Genomic DNA, 20,742 nt, shown 5'->3' on the forward strand with positions numbered 1-20,742 from the left:
GGATTGCCAAGTGCGGAACCGTCGGTAGAAACAACAATCATAGCAAAAACCTTTCAAATTGCGTGCTACACAAATTTTATCGTATCTTAAAACAAAATTTTCTTTAGTTACTGGTAACCAGCCGTTACTTGCAATCAGCCTATAAAAAAGCGCCGGCTGCAGATTGCAACCAGCGCAATTAGTTTTTACTTACGTAAGATTATTTATTATTAAGATTCTTACGAAAGATTTACGCTATGCCAAAGCCTTGTCGACTACAGCAGTGGCTTCCTCAAGCACCTTGTCAAGCGCTTCCGGAGACACGAAGGACTCAGCGTAAACCTTGTAAATGTTTTCGGTGCCGGATGGGCGAGCGGCGAACCAGTTGTTCTTGGTCGTCACCTTCAAGCCGCCAATCTTAGCGCCGTTTCCAGGAGCCTCGGTGAGCTTTGCGGTAATATCTTCGCCTGCAAGCTTGGTTGCTTCCACGTCGTCGCCGCTCAAAGCTGCGAACTTCTGCTTCTGCTCAAGCGTGGTAGGGGTATCGACGCGCTTGTACCAGCTTTCACCAAAGCGAGCCACCTGATCCTGGTGAAGCTGAGCCGGGTTCTTGCCAGTCTTTGCGGTAATTTCCGCCGCGAGCAAGTCTGGAATCAAGCCATCCTTATCGGTGGTCCACACGCGTCCGTCCTTGCGCAAGAAGCTCATGCCGGAGCTTTCCTCGCCGCCGAAAGCAACTTCGCCGCTAAAGAGCGGGTCAACGAACCACTTGAAGCCAACAGGCACTTCCACGAGCTTAGCGTTAATAGAAGCGGCCACGCGGTCAATCAAGGAGGAAGACACAAGCGTCTTGCCGATTGCCGTATTCTTTGGCCAATCTGGGCGAGCGCCGCCGAACAAGTACTCCACGCACACTGCAATGTAGTGGTTCGGGTTCATAACGCCCCAATTCGGGCACACAATTCCGTGGCGATCGGCATCTGGATCGGTGCCGCCAACCAAATCGTACTTATCCCAAGCGCCGGCGTTAAGCTGGTCAACCAAGCCCTTCATTGCGTAAGGGGAGCTTGGATCCATGCGAATCTTGCCATCGTGGTCGATTGTCATGAATCGCCAAGTTGGGTCGACTTCTGGACGCACCACGTCGATGCTGAGGCCGTATTTTTCGTTCATAAGTGGCCAGTAGTTTACGCTTGCGCCGCCGAGTGGGTCAATACCCAAGCGCACGCCGCTGGAGCGGATTACGTCGAAGTCGATTACGTTTGCCAAGTCGCTTACGTAGTGTTCGCGGTAATCGAAGCCTTCTACTAAGTCAGACTTGATTGCTTCCTCGAAAGGCACGCGCTTAATTGACTTGTAGTTGTCGAGTAATTCGTTTGCGCGAGCTGCGATTGCGTTAGTTACGTCTGCAGGGGCTGGGCCGCCGGTTACAGGATCGTACTTAAAACCGCCGTCGGTTGGAGGATTGTGCGAAGGGGTGACGACGATGCCGTCAGCCAAGCCGTCGCCGCTAAAGCGCTGAGTGCCGTCGGCTGCGCGGTTGTGCGTCAAAATAGCCTGGGATACAACAGGAGTTGGTACGAAGTCGTCGCGAGAATCCACGCGAACGTGAACGCCGTTAGCAACCAAAACCTCGATTGCGGTTTTTTGTGCAGGTTCGGAAAGTGCGTGTGTGTCGCGACCGATATAAAGTGGGCCGGTTACGCCAGCTTTCTTGCGATATTCGGCAATTGCTTGCGTAATTGCCACAATGTGTGCCTCGTTGAAGGAGGTTTTCAAAGAGGAACCGCGGTGTCCGGACGTGCCGAAAATCACGCGCTGTTCTGGAATGTTGGAATTTGGAACTTCATCATAGTAAGCGCCGATCAAAGCGTCGACGTCGACTAGATCTTCTGGGGTGGCGGGCATTCCCGCATTTTTTACTACCATAATTTTTTATTCTGCCACGGCGCTTGTATTTTATATTATTCACCCACAGCAACGCTGGTTTTTGCGCTCGCCGGCACGCGCAGCAACAAATGCCGGAGAAAAAACTCCGGCATTTGTTCCAAAAAACCATCAATTCAGCAACAAACGCTGGGAATTTTCCGGAGAATGTTCCATAAAACGGCCAAAACAGCAACAAATGCCGGAAAATCTCCCGCAAATGTTCCACAACACTCGCTTCACAGATATTACTTACTCACCCACAGTGACGCTGGTTTTTGCGCTCGCCGGCACGCGCACGCACAAAGCTTGCTTGTCAACGCTGAATCGCAAATGTTTTGTGTAACCCAAAATATCTCCGTCAACTTGCACGGGTGCTGGTTTTTCTAAGCGCACTTCCGCCCAGAATCCTTGCGTTTGGTCGATTCTGGAGCCTGCAGACAGCGTTTCTTGCTGTAGCGCGCGTCCGGTGAGGGTTTGGTGCACTACTCCGCGGAATAGGTTTGCCCAGCCGATAAGACCGACGGAAGTGTCAATTATTTCAAAGTCGAGTACGCCATCGTCGTAGGCGGCTTCCGGCATGAGCGAAAACATTGGTATTTGCCCGCAATTTCCTGCCATAAGGGTTCGGAAGGTAAGTCCTTTGAGCACGCTTTCGTTGCCGTTTATGCGTTGTATGGTTACGGTTGCACGATACTTTGGAATGAATAGGTGCTTTACGCCCGCTATGAAATACGCTAGCCAGCTTAGGTTCTTTTTGAGACGTGGGTTGGTGTCGTCAATCATGAGCGCGTCAAATCCAATTCCGGAGATGATTAGGAACGCGTGGCCGTGGTCTTCGTTTGGCCTGTCGAGTATGGTGACGCGTCCGACGTCTACCTGCCGGGATCCGTGCGAAGTTGCCACTCTCAACGCTGCTTCTACATCGTTTACAGGTATGCCCATGTTGCGTGCGAAAAGGTTTCCGGTTCCGATTGGTATGATTCCCATGGCGTGGCCTTGTCCGCTTACGGCGCTGGCCACGGTTCTTACGGTTCCGTCTCCGCCGACTGCTACCACTACGTTTGCTCCGTTGGATAACGCTTCGAGTGCGCACGCGCGTCCGTCTTTGTCGAGTTGCGTGTCGATTATTTCGTACGTGAATTTTCGCTGATTGCAGTAGTTTGTAATATATTCGCGATACGTTTCAGCTTGTGGTTTTGAAGGGTTGAGTATGAAGGCGTAGTGTACTGCGTCGCCGTGTCGTTTGGCGAGTTTTTCCGCTAGGTGATGCCGTTTCAAGGCGCGCGTAACAATCATGATGACAAATGGCGCAAGTACGAGTGCGAATACGATCACCATGAGTGCGATGGTTGCTTGAATAGGCATAGTTGGCATACACCCTATTCTTGCACATTATTTTCCGTAGTATATGGTTTTTGCGAGCATATTAACAATATTTACTGTTTTTACACATTTTTTTACACATTTTTTTTACACATTTTTGCTGCGCGCATTTCCGAACATTTCTGTTATATGGCTAAGACTATTATTGTTATCTATGAGTGAAGGTTCTATTAATTCAAATAATTCAAATAATTCAAGCAATTTAGCTAATAATTGCGGTTCTTTTAAGGATTGCTCGCTTTTTCAGTTGCATAATACGGTTTATCGCGATGTAGATTGCGCCGCCGACTCCGCCACTTCCAGCGACGTCACTCCAATCGTTTTAATCCACGGTTTCCCAGTAGATCACCGCATGTGGGACGCTTGCGCTAGCGCTTTGAACTCGCAGATTGATGCCGCTCTTGAGTCCGGCTTACTCAAGCATGATGTTCCTATTTTTGCTCCGGATATGGTTGGTGCCGGCTTGAGCGAGACTCCAAAAGCCGAAAGCGCCGAAAGCGCCGAATTTAACGAGGCTGATTACGCCCACGCTTTGGACGCTCTTACTGCTTCTTATATCAAGCTTGTTAGCGATTTAGGTTACGATCGCGCCGTGTGGGTTGGTCTTTCTATGGGTGGTTACGTTGCTTTAGACGTGCAGCGCCTTATTCCTAAGGCTGTTGCCGGCATTGCGTTGTGCGATACTCGCGCTTGCGTTGATGCGCCTGCAGCTCGTGCCAAACGTCTTGATATTGCTGAAATTTGCGAGCGTGACCACACGGTTGAGCCGGTTATGCATTTTGCTCACGCCACCGAAAAGGATTCCACGGTTAAGCAGTCGCCTGAGTTCATTCATACTTTTGAAGATTGGATTCATGACCAGAAGCCTGAAGGTTTGGCTTGGCGTCAGCGCATGGCTGCTTGCCGTCCGGATATGGAAGATCAGTTGCCTTTGATTACTGCTCCGGCAGCGATTATTAGCGGCACTTTGGATCCGTCTAGTGCGCCTGAGGTTATGCGACCGATGGCTGATGCAATGACTGCTTCAAAGCATGTTGATTTTACGATTATTGAAGATTGTGGCCATTTTAGTGCTACTGAGCATCCGTATGAGGTTGCGGAAGCATTGGTAACGTTGCTTTCTCAGGTGCAACGCGGCTGAGTTTCGTGCGTCGTTAGTGCTAAACTGTGCAAATGTGCATTGTGCATACATTGGTTAAGCGGGGGTAAAAATATGGCGGATTTGCAGTATAACTCTGATAATGCCGGTTCTTACAACAATGACCCTTCTCGCGTTTCGAACGATGCGAGTGATGATACCGTTGCTTTTGAGCAGGTTTCAAGTAATCAGCCGGTAAATTATAGTAGTGACGCCTCTGCTGATGAAGAGCAAAGTCTTGCTGATAACTTGGGCGAGGTTTCGGATGATGATAGTCAGTACGATCTTACTGACGATTCGCCTACTTCCACGTTTGGTTCGACTTTTGGTGCGGCTGCAGGTTTAGGGAATGGTTCCAGCCAGTATTCTCATTCTGCCGCCGATTCCGTGGCTACCACGACGTTCAAGACGGTTGAGCCGCGTGCTGATCAGCATAAAGACAGTGCGGGTGCGGGTGCAGGTGCGTCCACGAAGCATCGCGCTAGCCGTTCTGCTTTTGCTTTGTTCTACTCTCTGCTTATTTTTGTTATTCTTCTTATCGCTGCTTTCTTTGGTACGCACTGGTATTTCCACGATCGTGTGGCTCCGGGCGTTAATTTTGGCAATGTTGCTTCGTCGCGTAGTCTCGTTGGTTCTCCGGAGGATGAAGTAAGTCGTGCGGTTGAGCAGGCGGTTAATACTTCTTCTTTGGTTATTAAGGATGATCGAGGTAACAGCATTACTACTGATTTGCAGCATCTCGGTGTGAAGGTTGATCGCGCTGCTACGGTTAGTGCGATTATGGACGCGAAAAAAGATAATATGTTTACGCGTATTATGCCGTGGGTTCAGCAGACGGTTGCGTTGCACGCGTCGCGTGATGATGCTGTTATGGACGCGTTTGTTGTTAAGAAGTTTGTTCGTTTGCACGATCGTGCGGTGCCGTATTCTGCCGTGTTTGACGAGTCTTCTGACTCTTTCACTGTGGAAGATGGTGTTCCAGGGCGCACTGTTGAAACGATGCCTGTACGCGAAGCAGTGAAAAAGTTACTTGCTCACCCTGGTCAAACCGTAAAAGTTTCGGTGACTTCTCGTCGTACTGATGCTCCTATTAAGCTTGAGGCCGCACAAAAGCTTGTTTCGGATCTTAACGTTTTGTTAGCTAAGAAAATTAGTTTTAATAACGGTAATGGCGATAATTTTGTTGTTCCTAAGAAGGTGCTTGCTTCTTGGATTAAAGTTAAGGCTGATATTTCGCGACGCAAGCTTTCTTATAAGATTGATTTGAAGGCTGCGGACGCTTGGCTTTCTAAGTCGCTTCCTAAGGAACTTAATAAAGAAAAAGAAGATCAGGAAGATGCCGTTAACAAAGATGGTAAGGTGCTTTTTACTACGCTTAAGGGCGTTAATGGTATCGAAATAACGTATTCGCGCGACTTGGCGAAGAAGGCTTGTGAAGCACTTACTAAAGGTGAGGATGCGAATATTGCTGTTCCTGGCAAAGTTACGAAATTTGCTACGAAACAGAAGCTTGTTGAGATGCGTATTGTGGTTGATAAAACTACGCAAACTGCTTCCGTTTATAAGAATGACGAATTAGTTAAGACTTTCCCAATCTGCTCCGGTAGGAAGGGAATGTACGATTCAACTAACGGCACGTTCTTCATCTACTTGCGCTACTCAACGCAGGATATGCGTGGCCCGAACGCTAACGGTACCCGCTATTATCTGCCTGGCGTGCATTGGGTGAGCTACTACAATGGTGGCGAAAGTTTCCACACGGCTGCTTGGAATTATAACGGTATTGCTACTGGCGATCCGGCGCATTTCGGTTCGCACGGCTGCATTAACATGTATGAGCAGGATGCTCAGTGGGTGTATGACAATTGTCCGCGCGGCACGATTGTGCAGGTTACGGGCGTTACTCCGGATGGTCCGGTGCGCCAGCAATGAGCGCGAACGTTGGCAATTCGCCTAAGCGTACTGCATCTTCTCGTGACGTCACTGCGGCTGCATCTGGCGTCACGAATGCCGGTCCTGCTGTTTCCGGATCTACAATTCCCGGCACCGCAATTCCCGGCACCGCTACGTCTTCTCGTCGTGTGAGTAGTACGCCCATACCGGTTCATGTAACGGAAACGCTTTTTGACGCGCCTTCTCAGGATGAGCGAATTGATAATAAGCCAATGTTTGTTCGCGTGGGCAGACGTATGGTTACGTCGGTTGTGGGCGTGTGGATGCGTGTTGCGGGTCGTGTTGCCCGTCGTGCCGGCTGGTTTCCAAGTGTGGAACCGTATATTGGTTATGGAACGCATCGGTATGCTCGTCTTATTTGCCGCACGGTTTATGCGCCTCCTCTTGGGCATCATTCCGCTTTGAAGCGTGGCATTTACGCCATGTTAGTGGTGCCTTCTGTACGCGTTAAGGTTGCTTTGTCGATTGACGGTATTCCTGTGGAGACTGCGCAAGTTGGCGATTCCGAAGTGTATGACCGCGTTGAAGAATCAAGGGATGGTAGTGCGGAATATTGTATTTCTGACCGTGCTGGCTACTTGGATTTGATTACGGAGCGCGCACTATCTCCTGGCCGTCACGTGGTTTCGTATGCGGTTGAACATCGTGAACCGGTGAAGGCAAGTTTATTCGCTATTGATGCGCATGTGCCGATTGGCGTTATTTCGGATGTTGACGACACTATTATGGTGACGCAAGCGCCTTCTCCGATTCGTGCCGCCTATAATTTGCTGATTATGAATCCTGCTCACCGTTCGCCTGTGCCTGGTATGGCAGCGTTTTTTAACGGTTTGGCCAGCGTTCGTAACGATATTCCGTTTTTCTATCTTTCTACTTCTCCGTGGAATGTTGAGGCTTCAATTCGTCATTTTATTGTGCGTGAGAAGTTTCCTGAGGGTCCGTTGTTGCTGCGGGATTTGGATCCGCGCCCGAAAACTTTTATTCCTAACGGTCCTCAGCACAAGTTGGAGTTTGCTACGCAGTTGATGGATGATTTTCCAGATATGCGTTTTGTGCTGCTCGGCGACGATGGTCAGAAGGATCCGAGCACGTATGCGGATATTATTCGTCAGCATCCTGGTCGTGTGTTGGCGGTTGGTATTCGTCAGCTTCGCGAAAATGCTACGGTTGATGATTTTCGTCGTAAGTTGTCTCGTGATTTTGCGGTGGCTTTGAGTGCTTCTTGCCGTTCGTACGTGTTTGACAGGGATAGTGCGTGTAAGGTTCCGGAGTCTGCTATTGAGCAGCTTGATTTTGACGAGTCTGATAATTTTGACGAGTCTGATAATAGTTTGCGTATTGTTGAGGCGAAGGGTGCTGTTGGCACGTTGCAGGGGGTGCCTTTCTTTGCTGCTCCTAACGGTGAGGATTTGGCAAAGGTGATGCTTCCCTTTGTGAAGCAAGCTTTGTGAAATCAACCTTGCGAATTGTGTACGTTTGGTAGTAACAGTAGTAAGTAACGGGTGCAAATAAGTAGGTGCGGTTGTTTGCGCGAATATAGTGGGGAGTGACGAAAGCGTATGAATACGAAATTTGACAATTCTAAAGTTAGCAATTCTAAAGTTAACGATACGAAATTTAGCAATTCCAAAGTTAGCGTCGAAAATAATACTCCATTGCCGGCAGAGCGCATACCTTTTACCCGCAAAATTCACGGACGCACGTATGTTGACAATTACGCTTGGATGAAGAATCGCAGCAGTTTGCAGCTTCGCGATTATGTGCAATCTCAGAACGCCTACACTACTCAGCGCATGAAACCCTTGGAATCATTACGTTCTACATTGTTTAACGAACTTAAGTCGCGCGTTCAGGAAACGGATATGTCGGTGCCGATGCGCATGAACGGCTACTGGTACTACGTGCGCACTGAAGAAGGAAAACAGTATCCCGTGCAGTGTCGTATGCGCGTTATTGACGATGCGGACTGGAATCCGCCGACTATCGACAGCGCTGCCAAGCCGGGGGAGACTTTGGGTGAGGAAATACTGTTTGATGCGAACGCGGAAGCTGAACGTTTGGGCGCGAACTTTTTGCACATAGGCGGCATGGATATTAGTCGCGACGGCGCTCGCATGTTATACGGTGTGGATACTCAGGGCGACGAACGGTTAAGTTACTATATTCGCGATTACCAAAGCGTTTCTCAAGACGTTTCCAAAAGCGTTTCCAAAAGCGTTTCCAAAAGCGTTTCCAAAAGCGTTTCTCGCACTTCCTCCCGCTGGGTCGAGCGCGAAGAATCGTGGCACGATCTTGCCTCCGCATCGCTAACTCCGGACGGCCAATGGGTATTTTATGTGCGTTTAGACGATGCGTGGAGGCCTTATCAAGTGTGGAGGCATCGCGTAGGCACGTCGGTTGATTCGGACGTAATGGTTTTTGAAGAATCAGACGAACGCTTTTTTGTAGACGTGTATGAAAGTTTTGACGAACGCTACATGATGATTAATAGCAGTTCTAAAACCACGTCGCGCGTGCTAATGCTTCCGTTGAGCACTCCGGAAGGGCAATTCCGCATGGTTATTGAGCCGAAAGAAGGAGTGGAATACGATATTTCTTTCGCTTGCTTTGAGCATGCCGGCACCCAAGGTGAGGATATTCCGGTGGCTGTAGTGAGCCATAATGCTAAGAATCCTAACTTTGAAATTGACATTATTGATATGCGCGATCGCGTGTGGAATGTTGACGCGCCGCAGCCGTACGTTTTGGGAAGTGGCGTGTGCGTGGCGGCCGGTTCTCCTTACGGTTGCGCTGAGGGAGATGCAGTAGAGCCGGGGGCAAGTAGTAAGCCTATTACCCAACCGTATAGTAATCCGCAAAATCCTGAGATTTTGCAGAATGAGGTGGGATTAAGTATTAGCGGTTTGTCAATTTATGAGCATTACGTAGCACTTTCGTATCGTGCGCAAGGCTTGCCTCGCATAGCTGTAATGAGTAAGGATATGGCTGCTCAAGATTTTCTTGCCGGACGTCCGTGGCGTTTTCGTCAAGTACGTCCGGAAGAAGTTGTGCAGCACGACGTTGCGCATGTAGATATGTTGCGTATCGAAAAGCCTGCGTCTGTTTCTGCGTCTGCGTCTGAATCTGTTTCTGCGCCGGCACGCGCGCGTGTAAGTCTTGCGGACATCACTCCCGACGAAATCAACAATAATCGACTTTTTAGCATTGCTATGACCGGCAACCCTTCCTATGAAGCTCCTCGTATGCGGTACGCTTTTGGCAGTTATGCTACGCTTGGTCAACTTCGCGAACTCGATCCCACAACCGGTGAAGATCGACTTTTGAAGCGCGGCACTATACTCGGCGAGTTTGATGAGCGTAAGTATGCGGAAAAGCGCATTTGGATTAGCGCTCGCGACGGTGAACGCGTGCCGGTTTCGTTGGTGTGGAGGCCGGATGCAATTGCGCAACCAATTGCGCAGCAAAACGCGCAATCAGAATCGCAATCAGAATCGCAATCGACCGCCATGTTTATCACGGCTTACGGAGCGTATGAAGTGAGTTCCGATCCCGCTTTTTCGGTAGGCCGCTTAAGTCTGCTGGATCGCGGTGTGCTGTATGCTCAGGTGCATGTGCGCGGCGGTGGCGAAATGGGTCGCGCATGGTATGAGCAGGGTAGGCGCGGCCACAAGAAGCACACTTTTGAGGATTTTGTTGATGCCACGCGCGCGTTGCAGCGTGCTGGTTATGCGTCTGCTGAGCACACTGTTGCCAACGGTGGCTCGGCTGGTGGTCTTCTTATGGGCGCTGTGGCAAATATGGCGCCTGAATGTTATGCCGGCATTGAAGCGGATGTGCCTTTTGTTGACGCGTTGACATCTATGCTCGACGCTTCGCTGCCGCTTACGGTGACGGAGTGGGATGAGTGGGGTAATCCTTTGCGTAACGTTGAGGATTACGATTATATGAAGTCTTATACTCCTTACGAAAATGTGCCGGATCAGTCGAATGTTGAGGGGTGTGCAGCGTTGGAGCATTTCCCGAAGATTTTTATTACGTCTTCTTTGCAGGATACGCGCGTGTTGGTTACGGAACCGTTGAAATGGTTGGCACAACTGCAGTATGCGGGGGTGGACGCTGTGGCTCGTATCGAAACGGATGGTGGCCACGGAGGTACCTCCGGACGGTATCGTCAGTGGCGAGAGCTTGCGTATGAAAATGCGTGGTGCTTGCACGTTATGGGAATTGACAAGTAGTGAAGGCTCAGAAAGTAGTGCGTTGTACAGATACGTGGTAGCATAGTGAAAAGTGATGCGCAAAGGTGCGCGCTTTGCGTTAGTTGCGAATTGCGAGTTGCGTTAGTTGCGTAAGTAGTGCGTAATAAGTAGTGCGTAAGTGGGGGCGAGTAATGGGAGTTATTAAAAGTAACGGCACCAACGAGGATTTTCCGTTACATCGTACCGCGCTTTTTAAGCAGGTTCCTAGCGCTCAGATGCAAGAGCTGCTCGAGCATTTGCAAGAGTCGATGTTCGACAAGGGTGAGGCGATTTTTAACGAGGGTGATACTGACCGTCGCATGTACTTGCTGGAACGTGGTCGTGTGAAGCTTGTGCGTCATTCAAACGATAAGCGCGTGCAATTATTAAGTATTCATACCGCGGGCGAAATGCTGGGTGAAATCCCGGTTTTTGATCCGACCGGCGGCCCGCGTACGGCTTCGGCTATTGCTATTACTAGTCACACGCGAGTGTTGTGGTTGGAAAACGATGTGCTGTTTAAGTGGCTTAATAAGCATCCGCACGTGGCTGTAAATATGCTGCAAGTTATGGCGGCTCGCATGAGGGCTAATAACGAGCGCATTTCCGACCTTGTATTTATGGACGTGCCTGCTCGTCTTGCAAAAACGTTACTTAATTTAGCTTCCCGCTTTGGTGAGCCAATAACTGCCGGCCTTCGCGTACAGCACGATTTAACTCAGGAGGAGCTTGCTCAGCTGGTTGGCGCTTCGCGAGAAACGGTGAATAAGGCGTTAATGGATTTTGCGAACCGTGGTTGGATTATGAGCCAGGGGCGTTCGATTATTATTTATAAGCCGGGCATGTTGATTCGCCGTTCGGGCCGTTAAAAGTGGTGTGATGCTTTTGCTTTTGTGTGCGAGTGGAAGCGTGAGTTTTCAAGTAGAGGCGAACCTTTAGAATAGAACGCATGCCGAAAAAGAATTCACTTACTGCTCGTCGTGTGCTTGCGTTGTTCCTCACCTATATTTTGTTGTGTGTTGCAGGTGGTATAGCCGCAAGTATTATGTTCGTTCCAGGCGTTATGAGTGTGAACAGTGTTGTTAAGACGGTGGTACCGTCGCTTCGTGTTGACGGCATTGATTTTGATGTGACTGCGTTGCCGCAAAAGTCGCGTTTGTATGCTTCGGACGGCAAGACGATTATTGCAACGTTTTATGCGCAGAATCGTACGGTGGTGCCGTTGCGCAATATTTCTCAGTATATGCAGCGAGCAATGGTTGCTCGTGAGGATCGTCGTTTCTTTGAACATTCCGGCGTGGACGTGCAGGGTGTTATGCGAGCGTTTGTGCAGACCTTCGTAAAGAAGGGAGATATGCAGGGTGGTTCTTCGTTAACGCAGCAGTATGTGAAGAACGTGCTTATGATTAAGGCGCGTGAAAATAACGATCCTTTGGCGGAATATCACGCTTCTGAAGGTACGATTGCGCGTAAGTTACGAGAAATGCTTATCGCAATTCAAATGGAAAAAAAGTATTCTAAACTTGAAATTTTGCAGGGCTATCTTAATATTGCGCAGTTTGGTAGTAATAATTTGTACGGTGTGGAAACGGCTGCGCACCGCTACTTTAATACGAGTGCAGCGAAGCTGAATTTGGTGCAGTCGGCTACGATTGCTGCTATTACTAAGAATCCTTCTCGCTACGATCCTTCGGTTGAAAGCAATCAGCCGGAGTCTGAAAAGCAGCGAAATATTGTGCTGGATTTGATGCTTCGTCAAGGTTTTATTACTAAGCAGCAGCACGATGAGGCTGTTGCAACTCCATTGAAGAAAACGTTGAATGTGCAGTCGGATGTGTCTCATATTGGTTGCCAGGCTGCTGGTGATGCTGCGTTCTTCTGCGATTATGTCACTAAGAAGATTTTACATTCGCGTGAGTTTGGTAAGACGGCTGACGCTCGTGAAAAGTTGCTTACTGAGGGCGGTTTGGATATTTACACCACTATGGATTTGCGTGCAAGTAAGGCTGCTATGAAGGCTGCTCGAGACACGATTCCTGTGAACGATAAGAGTGGTTTTGAGGTTTCTATTGCGGCTATTAAGCCTGGAACTGGTGAGGTGTTGGCGTTTGGTAGCAACCGTATTTACGATGCTACGGATGCTGCAAGGCTTGACCCAACTCACACGGCTTTGAATTATGCTGTGGATGAGCGCGATGGCGGCGGCTTGGGCTGGCAGATTGGTTCTACTTGGAAGCCGATTAATTTGGTGGCGTGGTTGCTTGCCGGAAAGTCGATTAATCAGCCGATTCGTACTACGACTTTGTATAACAATTCTGATTTTAACTGTTCAAAGTTCCGTGGTATTGGTTCGTGGGCTTTGCAGAATGCTATGGGCGGTACGGTGAATCCGGAGACGCCGTTGATGGGTCTGGTTCATTCGCATAACACTACGCAGGCTTCTATTGCGCAGCAGGTGAAGTTGTGTTCTATTGCGGATGCGGCTCGCGTGCTTGGTTACCACAATTCGCCTATTGGTCAGGAGAGCGTGTACTCGTCTAACTCGTTCAATCCGCCTATGACGATTGGTGCTGTGCAGGCGTCTCCGCTTACTGTGGCGAATGTGTATGCCACGCTTGGCGCGGATGGTGTGGCGTGCGATCCGATTGCGATTAAGCGCGTGGTCGATAAGAACGGTAAGCGTTTGAAAGTGCCGAGTGCTCACTGCCATCAGGCGATTCCGAAGGGTATTGCGCAGACGGTTGCGTATGCTCTGAACCAGGGCGTGGTACGTCCGGATGGTATGGCTCACACGGCTCAGCTCGATGGCGGTCGTAAGACTTTCGCAAAAACCGGTACTAACGAGCGCTTCTACATGACTACTGCAGGTTTTGTGCCTCACCAGATTGCTTCGTTTGTGGCTATTGGTAATGCTGAGTCGCAAAAGAGCTTTAATGGCGCTACTATTAACGGCCGCACGATGGCTGCCTGGTATGGTGTGTTGATTGCAACGCCAGCATGGAAGCAGTTTATGAACGATTATTTGAAGGCTGCGAATATTCCGATTGATAACGATTATGGTAAGCCGGATCCGAAGTATACTGCGGGTGGCACGGTTAAGGATGCGCGTAAGGATACTGCGGAGAAGACTGATCAGCAGAAGCGAGATGAGGATGCTCGTCGTCAGGCCATGCGTGAGCAGGAGGAATCGCAGAATCAGCAGTCGCAGCAGCAACAACAACAAACGCAGGATCAGTATGGTACGGCTCGTCGCGACGACTATAACAATTACTCCGGTGATAACGCTTATTAAAGCGCGATTGCTGAAGCGCAATCGCTGAGAGCAGCTAACAAAGCGTAATAATAAAAGGCACTTTCTAACGTTTAGTAAGCTAACGTTTAGTAAGTGCCTTTATTTATTCTTTACTAATTATTTCTTTATTTATTCTTTATCAATTTCAGCAGTCTGCTCCAACCGCGTCGGCCACATGCTCGAATCCGTCGCGCTTCAAAAGATCCGCAAGCCCGCGTTTAAGCGTGGTGATTTGCTGCGGCCCGCGATACATCAGCGACGTGATGAACATCACCAAATCGGCGCCGTTGCGAATCTTCTCGTACGCTTGCTGCGCAGTGAATACGCCACCGATGCCCGCGATAGCAAAGCGGTTACCAAAGGCAAGTCGCGTGCGGCGAATGAGCTCGTTACTTGCGCTGTAAGTAGGGCCGCCGGAAAGCGCTCCTTGCCAATCGGCCGGCACGTCAAGTCCTTGGCGGTTTTTCTGCAGGTTTGCAATGCTTACGCCGTCAACTTTATGCTCGGCAAGCACGTCAAGAAGCGACTTAAACTGTTCCCATCCTCCGGGCAAATTAAGCGGCATTTTAACAAGAGTTGGCTGCGGTCGCTTAATAGTGTCAAGGTCGCTAAATAGCTTATCGAGTGCTTCCGGCTCTCTAAAAGGTTCACCAACGCGAGTGTTTGGGCAGGAAATATTGACTTCAATAATCGAGCTGCGTCCAGCCGCGCGCTCCATAGAAATATGGTAGTCTTCGATGCCTTCGTCCAGGTCGCCGACCAAATCGTCATTGGTTCGCGCAATAGATACGGACACGTTCATGCTTTTTGCGTGCGTCCACGCCTGTTCTGCGCGTGCTATAACAGCCTCGCTGCCGTCGTTGGCGAGGCCGGCATGCACCAGAATCGAATCGTATTGCGGAAGTCGATGATACCAAGGCTTTTGGTTGCCGGCGCATGGACGCGAAGTGGTGGAGCCGACAGTTTCAAAACCAAAGCCCGCGTTGTCGAGCACGGTGGCCATTTGGCAGTTTTTATCGAGGCCGGCGCTCAAGCCGAACGGGTTTGCAAAATCCAAGCCCATAACGTTTGTTTCCAGCACTGGATCCGTGTAGTTGAGCATGAATCGAAGTAGTGGCATAAGTCCAGGCGTGTGCTCGCTTACTTTGCAGAATGTAATCATGCGTTCGTGTGCTTCGTCCGGCGGAATGTTAAATACGAAATTTGGCTTGATTATGTGCTTGTAGGAGAAAGCAAAAAGATCCGTCGTTGCTTTATTGACGACGTTGTGCAATGAATTTTCAGAAACATAACTCATGCCTCTATATTATGTCATATGCTGGTGTCATCGTTTCGCGTGAGTTGCGCGTGAGTAATTAGCGGCACTTCGTGTTCGTTTCCTGCGCTTAGCGGCGTTCGATTTTGTGCGATTTTACTAAAAAAGCGGGGTAGTGCGGCCAAAATTGTGCGTTCTTCTCGAATTGTGTGCTCGAAACGCTCAATTACGTTTGTTTTTTGCGTTTACGTGTGCGATAATGTTCGTATGATTTCTTCACAGCGTCAACATTTGATTTTAAGTCGCCTCCGCACGCGTGGTGCGGTGCGCATTACTGCTCTTTCTAAAGAATTGAACGTTTCTGCAATGACGGTTCGCAGGGATATTGCGGAGCTTTCGGATCGCGGTCTTTTGAAGCGCGTGCACGGTGGTGCTGTGACTACGAACACGCTGCTTTCGGAGCCGCTGTTTTCTGTTAAGTCGCAGATGGACATCGGTTTGAAGGATGCTATTGCGCGATTAGCGGTGGATTACGTGTCTCCGGGGGATGTGATTGCTATTGGTGGTGGCACTACGGCTTACGTGTTTGCGCAGCATTTGCTTGAGTCGCGCAGGGCTTCCGGTATTACGATTTTGACGAATTCGATTCCTGTGGCAGAGTTGGTGCAGGCGCTTGAGTCGAAGGATGTTGAGGTGATTGTGACGGGCGGCGTGATTACGCGTTCGAATTCGCTGGTGGGGCCTATTGCAGATAAGGTTGTGGCTTCGCTTCGCGTTAATACCGTGTTTCTTGGCACGCACTCGGTGTCGCTTCCGCGTGGCTTCCTTATGCCGAATTCTTTGGAAGCGGCTACGGATATGGCGCTTATGGATATTGCTGACCGCACGATTATTTTGACGGATCACACGAAGTGGAGTTGCACGTCGTTGTCGTTGTTTGCTCGCTTTGATCAGGTGGATACTGTTATTACGGATGATGGTTTGGATGCTGAGTCGCAGCTTCGTACGCGTGAGTTGGTGAAGGATTTGGTGCTTGCTCCTGCGTCTGAGGATGCTGAGTCGTTTGCAACTGCTGCGGGTGCTGGTGCTGCGGGCGTGGCTGGCGCGTCTGCTTCTGGCGTGCTTGGCGACGATGCTTACAGTGACGATGCTGCTGATTTTGTAGCAGGCGAGTAGTGCTTAAGTCTTGTTGCGGGGCATACTTTGAAGCTTTAAGGTAAAGTTTCTTGCTTTATTTCTGGCTTTATTGATGAATTTGCGTTGAGAACGTTTGTTTTCAGCGCATTTTTATTGCTTTAATCCAGAAATAACCCCGCTTTTACTTGAATTATGTGGAAGTAATGGAAGTGATAATTGCTGTTACTGCCTGAATATACAAGGTAGTATTATATTGCGCTAGTTGATTCTCAAAGAGTAGAATAAATTAATTGCAATGGGATATACTCGGTATGCCAAAATGTAATCGCTATCGATGGTGATAGGAGAATTTGTTGTGAGTTACGATAAAGATAAGCCAATTGTTGTATGTAGCGAAGATTTATTGGATAGACAGTGTTTTTCACAGGAATTTGGGAAAGCTCTTTATGAGTACAATGGTGCGGATGGATTAGTAGTAGGTTTATACGGTAAATGGGGCAGTGGTAAAACTTCTGTCCTAAATATGGCAAAAGAAGAAATATATAACATTATTGACGAAAATGAAAAGAAAGTTATTTCAAATTCATTTAAGGAATTTTTGTCTAAATTGTTTCAGTTTATGCATAAGCATAATAAAACAGAAATTATAGAGTTTTCTCCTTGGAATTATTCAGATAAAAATAATCTTATTAGTTTATTTTTTCAAAGTCTAAAACATAAATTGTGTAGGAAGAATAGTTCTAGCATTGGCAAAAATATTAAAAAAGCATTGAAAAAATATATATATGCTATTCGTGCTTTAGAGATTGTGCCGACTGTTGGCCCTGCTCTTGCTCCAGTTCTTAAAACAATCGTTAAAGTATTGCAATCACCTGATTTAAATGAGGCTAAATGTAAGCTTAGTAAGCAATTAAGAAAATATGACGGTAAAATAATTGTTTTTATTGATGATATTGATAGATTGACAGCTCCGCAGATTAGGGATATTTTTCAGCTCGTTAAACAAGTAGGTGATTTGCCTAAGATAATTTATGTGTTAGCTATGGATAGGGAAATCGTATGTAATGCCTTATCTAAATTTCATAATATAGATGGAAATGAATATTTAGAAAAGATTGTGCAAGTTGCGTTTGAGATTCCTGAGTTAAATAAATCGAAGTTGTGTGCGATATTTCATGAAAAGCTTAGTAACGTTGTTGATGCTCTGCCGGATCATGTTATTATAGATGAGAATTATTTGGAAAAAGTATTTGAAAATTGTGTTAGTCCTTACATTACTAATTTGAGAGATGTTATTAGACTAATTAACACATTCCAATTTAGATATGGTGTACTTTATAGATATGTATCATTCGAGGATATGTTGTGCATTACAACATTAGAAGTTTTTGATCCCCAATTGTACAAATGGATTTGCAATAATAAGGGTGCTATTTATGTACACGGTGTAGATTTATCTTTGTTAACAAATGCAAAGAAAGAACATTATTTTAAGCAATATCACGATGAGTTCGAGAGTCTAGGTGTGAATCCCGATTTGGCAATGAGAATTATCTCAACAATATTTCCTCGTTTTGCAGTATGTGTAAATGTTAACAAAAATGATTTTGATATAAATGTTGAGAATATTTATGATAAACGCGTTTCTTGTGAGAATAAATTCGAGTTATATTTCATGTTTAATTTTGAGGATGTGGATGTTTCTCAAAAAATAATTAATAGTTCTATTTTCGAATTCGATGAGTTTGAATTAGTATCCGCTATTAAGATGCTTAAAGAGCGTGGTTGTATTGCAAAGTTCTTAGATGTAATAAAATTGTCGATAGATAAAATACCGTATGATCGTTTGGTTTTGATAGCTTTTTCTATGCTTGTATATGGGGAAAATTTATATGCGATATCTTCCAATATTGAATCTGAGCAGGTTATAACAAGTATTTTGCGAAAATTAAAAACAGATGAAGAAAGATTTGAAATTATAGATTCTGCTTTGTCGAGCATTTCAGCGGATGTTGCCTCTGCAGAGAAGAGACGATACCCTGGATTATCTGAGATTACTGGGCTAGGTATGGATGTTCATTTTACAATGTCAAATTCTCACCCTGCTTTGAGTGATGTTACTTCTGTGTCAGCAAATGCCGATTTTGCTATGTCTTGTATTGATGAGACTAGGTTGGGAATGATAGCAAGAATCATAGATGATTTGGAGTCCGATGGAGACTTATCGAAGTCGTTGACAAAAAGCAACAAAAATCCTAATTATTTAGAAATACTTGAACGTAATTATGCATTGACTATTGAGTATGTCTTAGGATATAAAAATATTTTAGGAATGGAAGGATTTCGTCGTGCTCTTTGTTTGTGGAAGCGAGCGGAAAGAAAAGAAGCAGATGATTACGTTAATAACTTACTGAAAGATAAGGTAAACAAACTTAAGTTTATCTGTGCAATGTCAGAAAGTTCTGACGATCAAGGTTGTAAGTATTGGGGTTTTCCTGCCAAAAATTATTCAGAGTATATTTCAGAAGATGAGGTTCTTAATGCCATTAGAAATCTTAATAAAAAAGAACTTGATAAATTTACGAAAATTGAGCAGGTGAAATTGGCTGCATTTGTGTTACTTCACAATAATCATAATGTTAAATATATATCGGATCAGGAAGCTACAGAACTTGTATATGCTTGGAAGTATGGGAAGTAGTATTGAGAGTTATTAAAGTTATTGGCGTAATTAATTTATGCTAATGACTTCGTTACGATTGCGAGTTTTAAGCTCCGTTTACTAACATTAACTACACTCAATATGCTATCAATATTGAGCATTTGAAAAGAATTGCTGAGGAGATTTCTAAGCCGATTAGGAATCATAATACGTTGGATTATATTCCAACTCAGTACATCAGTGACTATATCAAAAGTAAAGGTTACGATGGCATAGAGTATGTGAGTGTTGTGTCTGACGCTGTTAAAAATTTAGCAGTTTTTAATCTGTAAATTTTGAAAATAACCCTTAAATTATTTGCTACGAGAGAAAACCTTAAAGAAAGCTGAAAAAAGTATTAAAAACTTCTGTTTGTGGCGTGTCGCGAAAGATTTACATAAAAATGTGTGTGACGTCGTAAAATTTTCGTTTTATAGATAAAAAATCATAGATTTTATGGAAATTTTTGTATTTTTGATGGAGTGTGAGCCGAGTTTTGGTATTGAGTTTTCTGAGAGCATGCGGTAAGTTGTAATTCAGTTACCGGTGAAATCCCTAGTTCCACTGGTACACGCGGGAAACCGCAAACGGCAAATTTTTCTTCGCGTACCTAGCGCGAAGGAGAAGAAGAAAGGAAAATATTATGTTGAATAAGAAGGCTATCGCCGCATTCGCTGCTGGCGCCACTCTTCTTTCTGGTTTGGCTGTAGCCGCTCCAGCTTTGGCTGATGCCGCTAAGGATGGCAAGGCTCCTGCTGCTACCGCTCAGGCTCCTAAGGCTGATAACACTGAGGCTGTCAACGTTGCTAAGAAGAAGCTCGCTGATGCTCAGAAGGAGCAGCGCAAGGCTGAAGTTAATCTTGATACTGCAAATGATGCGTTGGCTAAGGCTAAGTCTGATGAGGCTAAGGTCCAGGTTGAAGCAGGTAAGGCTAAGGCTGCTGCTGATGCTTTGGAAGCTGCTACGACTAAGGCTGCTGCTTCTAAGGCTGCTGTGGCAGAACTCGCTTCTGATGCTACTAAGGCTGGAGAATTGTCTGCTATGCAGCCAAAGACTGTAAATGATCCTGCTTTCTACACTGCTTTGAAGACTGCCAATGATGATGCTAAAGCTGTGACTACGGCTACTGAGGCTAAGACTAAGGCTGAGAATGATGCTAAGGCAGCAATCAAGAAGGTCGATGCTACTGTGGCTGGTGCCAATGATACTGTCGAAGCATTAGTTAAGGCTTTCACTGATGCTTCTGCTGCTGCTCAGACTCAGGTTTATGTTAAGCAGGGTGAGTTGACTGCTGCTAAGGCTGCTGCGAAGACTGCTCAGGATGAGCTTGATAAGCTCGTTGCTCCAGCTAAGCCAGAGACTCCTAAGAAGCCAGAGACTCCAAAGACTCCAGAGACTCCTAAGAAGCCTGAGACTCCAAAGACTCCTGAGACTCCTAAGAAGCCTGAGACTCCAACCAAGCCTGAGGAAGGTAAGGTTGTTGTTCCTAAGACTAAGGAAGAGTTGAAGGCTTATGTGGAGCAGGTTAAGTCTGCTTTGAAGGCTGAGAAGGATGCTAAGAAGGCTGAGGCTGTTAAGGCTGCTCTTGCTGAGTTTGGTAAGGCTGCTAAGGCTAAGGATAAGGCTGCTTTTGCTGCTGCTTTGAAGAAGCTTGTTGCTTTGGTTCCTTACACTGCTGCTAAGCCAGCTCCAAAGCCAGAACCAAAGCCAACTGAGCCTTCACTTGTTGATCCTAAGGC

General features: G+C 46.9%; 12 protein-coding genes and 1 pseudogene. 10 read left to right on the forward strand and 3 right to left on the reverse strand.

Features of this window, described 5'->3' with window-relative positions; translation table 11 throughout:
* Nucleotides 1-234 precede the first annotated feature (234 nt).
* Both pgm and AXE77_RS04295 read right to left on the reverse strand, forming a co-directional pair.
* Nucleotides 235-1,908, reverse strand: a complete 1,674-nt coding sequence (gene pgm / locus AXE77_RS04290; protein ID WP_116712272.1) for a phosphoglucomutase (alpha-D-glucose-1,6-bisphosphate-dependent) — start codon at nt 1,906-1,908, stop codon at nt 235-237.
* A 249-nt stretch (nt 1,909-2,157) separates the two neighbouring features.
* Nucleotides 2,158-3,282 (reverse strand): diacylglycerol/lipid kinase family protein, encoded by a 1,125-nt coding sequence (locus AXE77_RS04295; protein ID WP_116712273.1) that lies wholly within the window; start codon nt 3,280-3,282, stop codon nt 2,158-2,160.
* Between the two features lie 163 nt (nt 3,283-3,445).
* On the opposite strand from AXE77_RS04295, the gene AXE77_RS04300 reads away from it, so the two are divergent.
* From AXE77_RS04300 to AXE77_RS04325, 6 genes are all read left to right on the forward strand, one after another.
* Nucleotides 3,446-4,432, forward strand: a complete 987-nt coding sequence (locus AXE77_RS04300; protein ID WP_116712274.1) for an alpha/beta fold hydrolase — start codon at nt 3,446-3,448, stop codon at nt 4,430-4,432.
* A gap of 72 nt (nt 4,433-4,504) precedes the next feature.
* The gene (locus AXE77_RS04305) at nt 4,505-6,361 is read left to right on the forward strand and encodes a L,D-transpeptidase (RefSeq protein ID WP_116712275.1); all 1,857 of its coding nucleotides are present in this window, start codon (nt 4,505-4,507) and stop codon (nt 6,359-6,361) included.
* Nucleotides 6,358-7,833 carry an App1 family protein gene (locus AXE77_RS04310; protein ID WP_116712276.1) on the forward strand — a complete coding sequence of 492 codons (1,476 nt, stop codon included), beginning with the start codon at nt 6,358-6,360 and terminating at the stop codon, nt 7,831-7,833. Before AXE77_RS04305 ends, AXE77_RS04310 begins: the two co-directional genes overlap by 4 nt.
* Before the next feature lie 108 nt (nt 7,834-7,941).
* On the forward strand, nt 7,942-10,617 hold the full coding sequence (locus AXE77_RS04315) for a S9 family peptidase (RefSeq protein ID WP_116712277.1): 2,676 nt from the start codon (nt 7,942-7,944) through the stop codon (nt 10,615-10,617).
* 152 nt (nt 10,618-10,769) lie between these two features.
* Nucleotides 10,770-11,486, forward strand: coding sequence for a Crp/Fnr family transcriptional regulator (locus tag AXE77_RS04320; RefSeq protein ID WP_116712278.1), 717 nt, complete (start codon nt 10,770-10,772; stop codon nt 11,484-11,486).
* A gap of 80 nt (nt 11,487-11,566) precedes the next feature.
* A complete protein-coding gene (locus tag AXE77_RS04325) occupies nt 11,567-13,909 on the forward strand; it encodes a transglycosylase domain-containing protein (RefSeq protein WP_116712279.1) in 2,343 nt (780 codons plus the stop codon).
* A gap of 145 nt (nt 13,910-14,054) precedes the next feature.
* On the opposite strand, the gene AXE77_RS04330 is transcribed toward AXE77_RS04325, so the two are convergent.
* Nucleotides 14,055-15,206: a quinone-dependent dihydroorotate dehydrogenase gene (locus AXE77_RS04330; RefSeq protein WP_116712280.1), complete on the reverse strand. Its 1,152-nt coding sequence runs from the start codon at nt 15,204-15,206 to the stop codon at nt 14,055-14,057.
* 225 nt (nt 15,207-15,431) lie between these two features.
* Here AXE77_RS04330 and AXE77_RS04335 point away from each other — a divergent pair, with 225 nt between their 5' ends.
* The 4 genes and pseudogenes from AXE77_RS04335 to AXE77_RS04350 all read left to right on the forward strand — a co-directional run.
* Nucleotides 15,432-16,340 (forward strand): DeoR/GlpR family DNA-binding transcription regulator, encoded by a 909-nt coding sequence (locus AXE77_RS04335; protein ID WP_240612651.1) that lies wholly within the window; start codon nt 15,432-15,434, stop codon nt 16,338-16,340.
* Between the two features lie 316 nt (nt 16,341-16,656).
* Nucleotides 16,657-19,002 (forward strand): KAP family P-loop NTPase fold protein, encoded by a 2,346-nt coding sequence (locus tag AXE77_RS04340; RefSeq protein ID WP_165846060.1) that lies wholly within the window; start codon nt 16,657-16,659, stop codon nt 19,000-19,002.
* Between the two features lie 122 nt (nt 19,003-19,124).
* The gene (locus tag AXE77_RS06865) at nt 19,125-19,295 is read left to right on the forward strand and encodes an RES family NAD+ phosphorylase (RefSeq protein WP_276308804.1); all 171 of its coding nucleotides are present in this window, start codon (nt 19,125-19,127) and stop codon (nt 19,293-19,295) included.
* Between the two features lie 350 nt (nt 19,296-19,645).
* Nucleotides 19,646-20,742, forward strand: a pseudogene (locus AXE77_RS04350) (hypothetical protein); the annotation flags it as partial.

The sequence above is a fragment of the Gardnerella massiliensis genome, assembly GCF_003408845.1.
In the GTDB taxonomy this organism is placed as follows: domain Bacteria; phylum Actinomycetota; class Actinomycetes; order Actinomycetales; family Bifidobacteriaceae; genus Bifidobacterium; species Bifidobacterium vaginale_H.

Excerpts from the sequence above, each read along its gene's own strand:
- pgm (WP_116712272.1), bottom strand. The coding sequence starts at position 1,908 with ATGGTAGTAAAAAATGCGGGAATGCCCGCCACCCCAGAAGATCTAGTC.
- AXE77_RS04295 (WP_116712273.1), bottom strand. The coding sequence starts at position 3,282 with ATGCCAACTATGCCTATTCAAGCAACCATCGCACTCATGGTGATCGTA.
- AXE77_RS04300 (WP_116712274.1), top strand. The coding sequence starts at position 3,446 with ATGAGTGAAGGTTCTATTAATTCAAATAATTCAAATAATTCAAGCAAT.
- AXE77_RS04305 (WP_116712275.1), top strand. The coding sequence starts at position 4,505 with ATGGCGGATTTGCAGTATAACTCTGATAATGCCGGTTCTTACAACAAT.
- AXE77_RS04310 (WP_116712276.1), top strand. The coding sequence starts at position 6,358 with ATGAGCGCGAACGTTGGCAATTCGCCTAAGCGTACTGCATCTTCTCGT.
- AXE77_RS04315 (WP_116712277.1), top strand. The coding sequence starts at position 7,942 with ATGAATACGAAATTTGACAATTCTAAAGTTAGCAATTCTAAAGTTAAC.
- AXE77_RS04320 (WP_116712278.1), top strand. The coding sequence starts at position 10,770 with ATGGGAGTTATTAAAAGTAACGGCACCAACGAGGATTTTCCGTTACAT.
- AXE77_RS04325 (WP_116712279.1), top strand. The coding sequence starts at position 11,567 with ATGCCGAAAAAGAATTCACTTACTGCTCGTCGTGTGCTTGCGTTGTTC.
- AXE77_RS04330 (WP_116712280.1), bottom strand. The coding sequence starts at position 15,206 with ATGAGTTATGTTTCTGAAAATTCATTGCACAACGTCGTCAATAAAGCA.
- AXE77_RS04335 (WP_240612651.1), top strand. The coding sequence starts at position 15,432 with ATGATTTCTTCACAGCGTCAACATTTGATTTTAAGTCGCCTCCGCACG.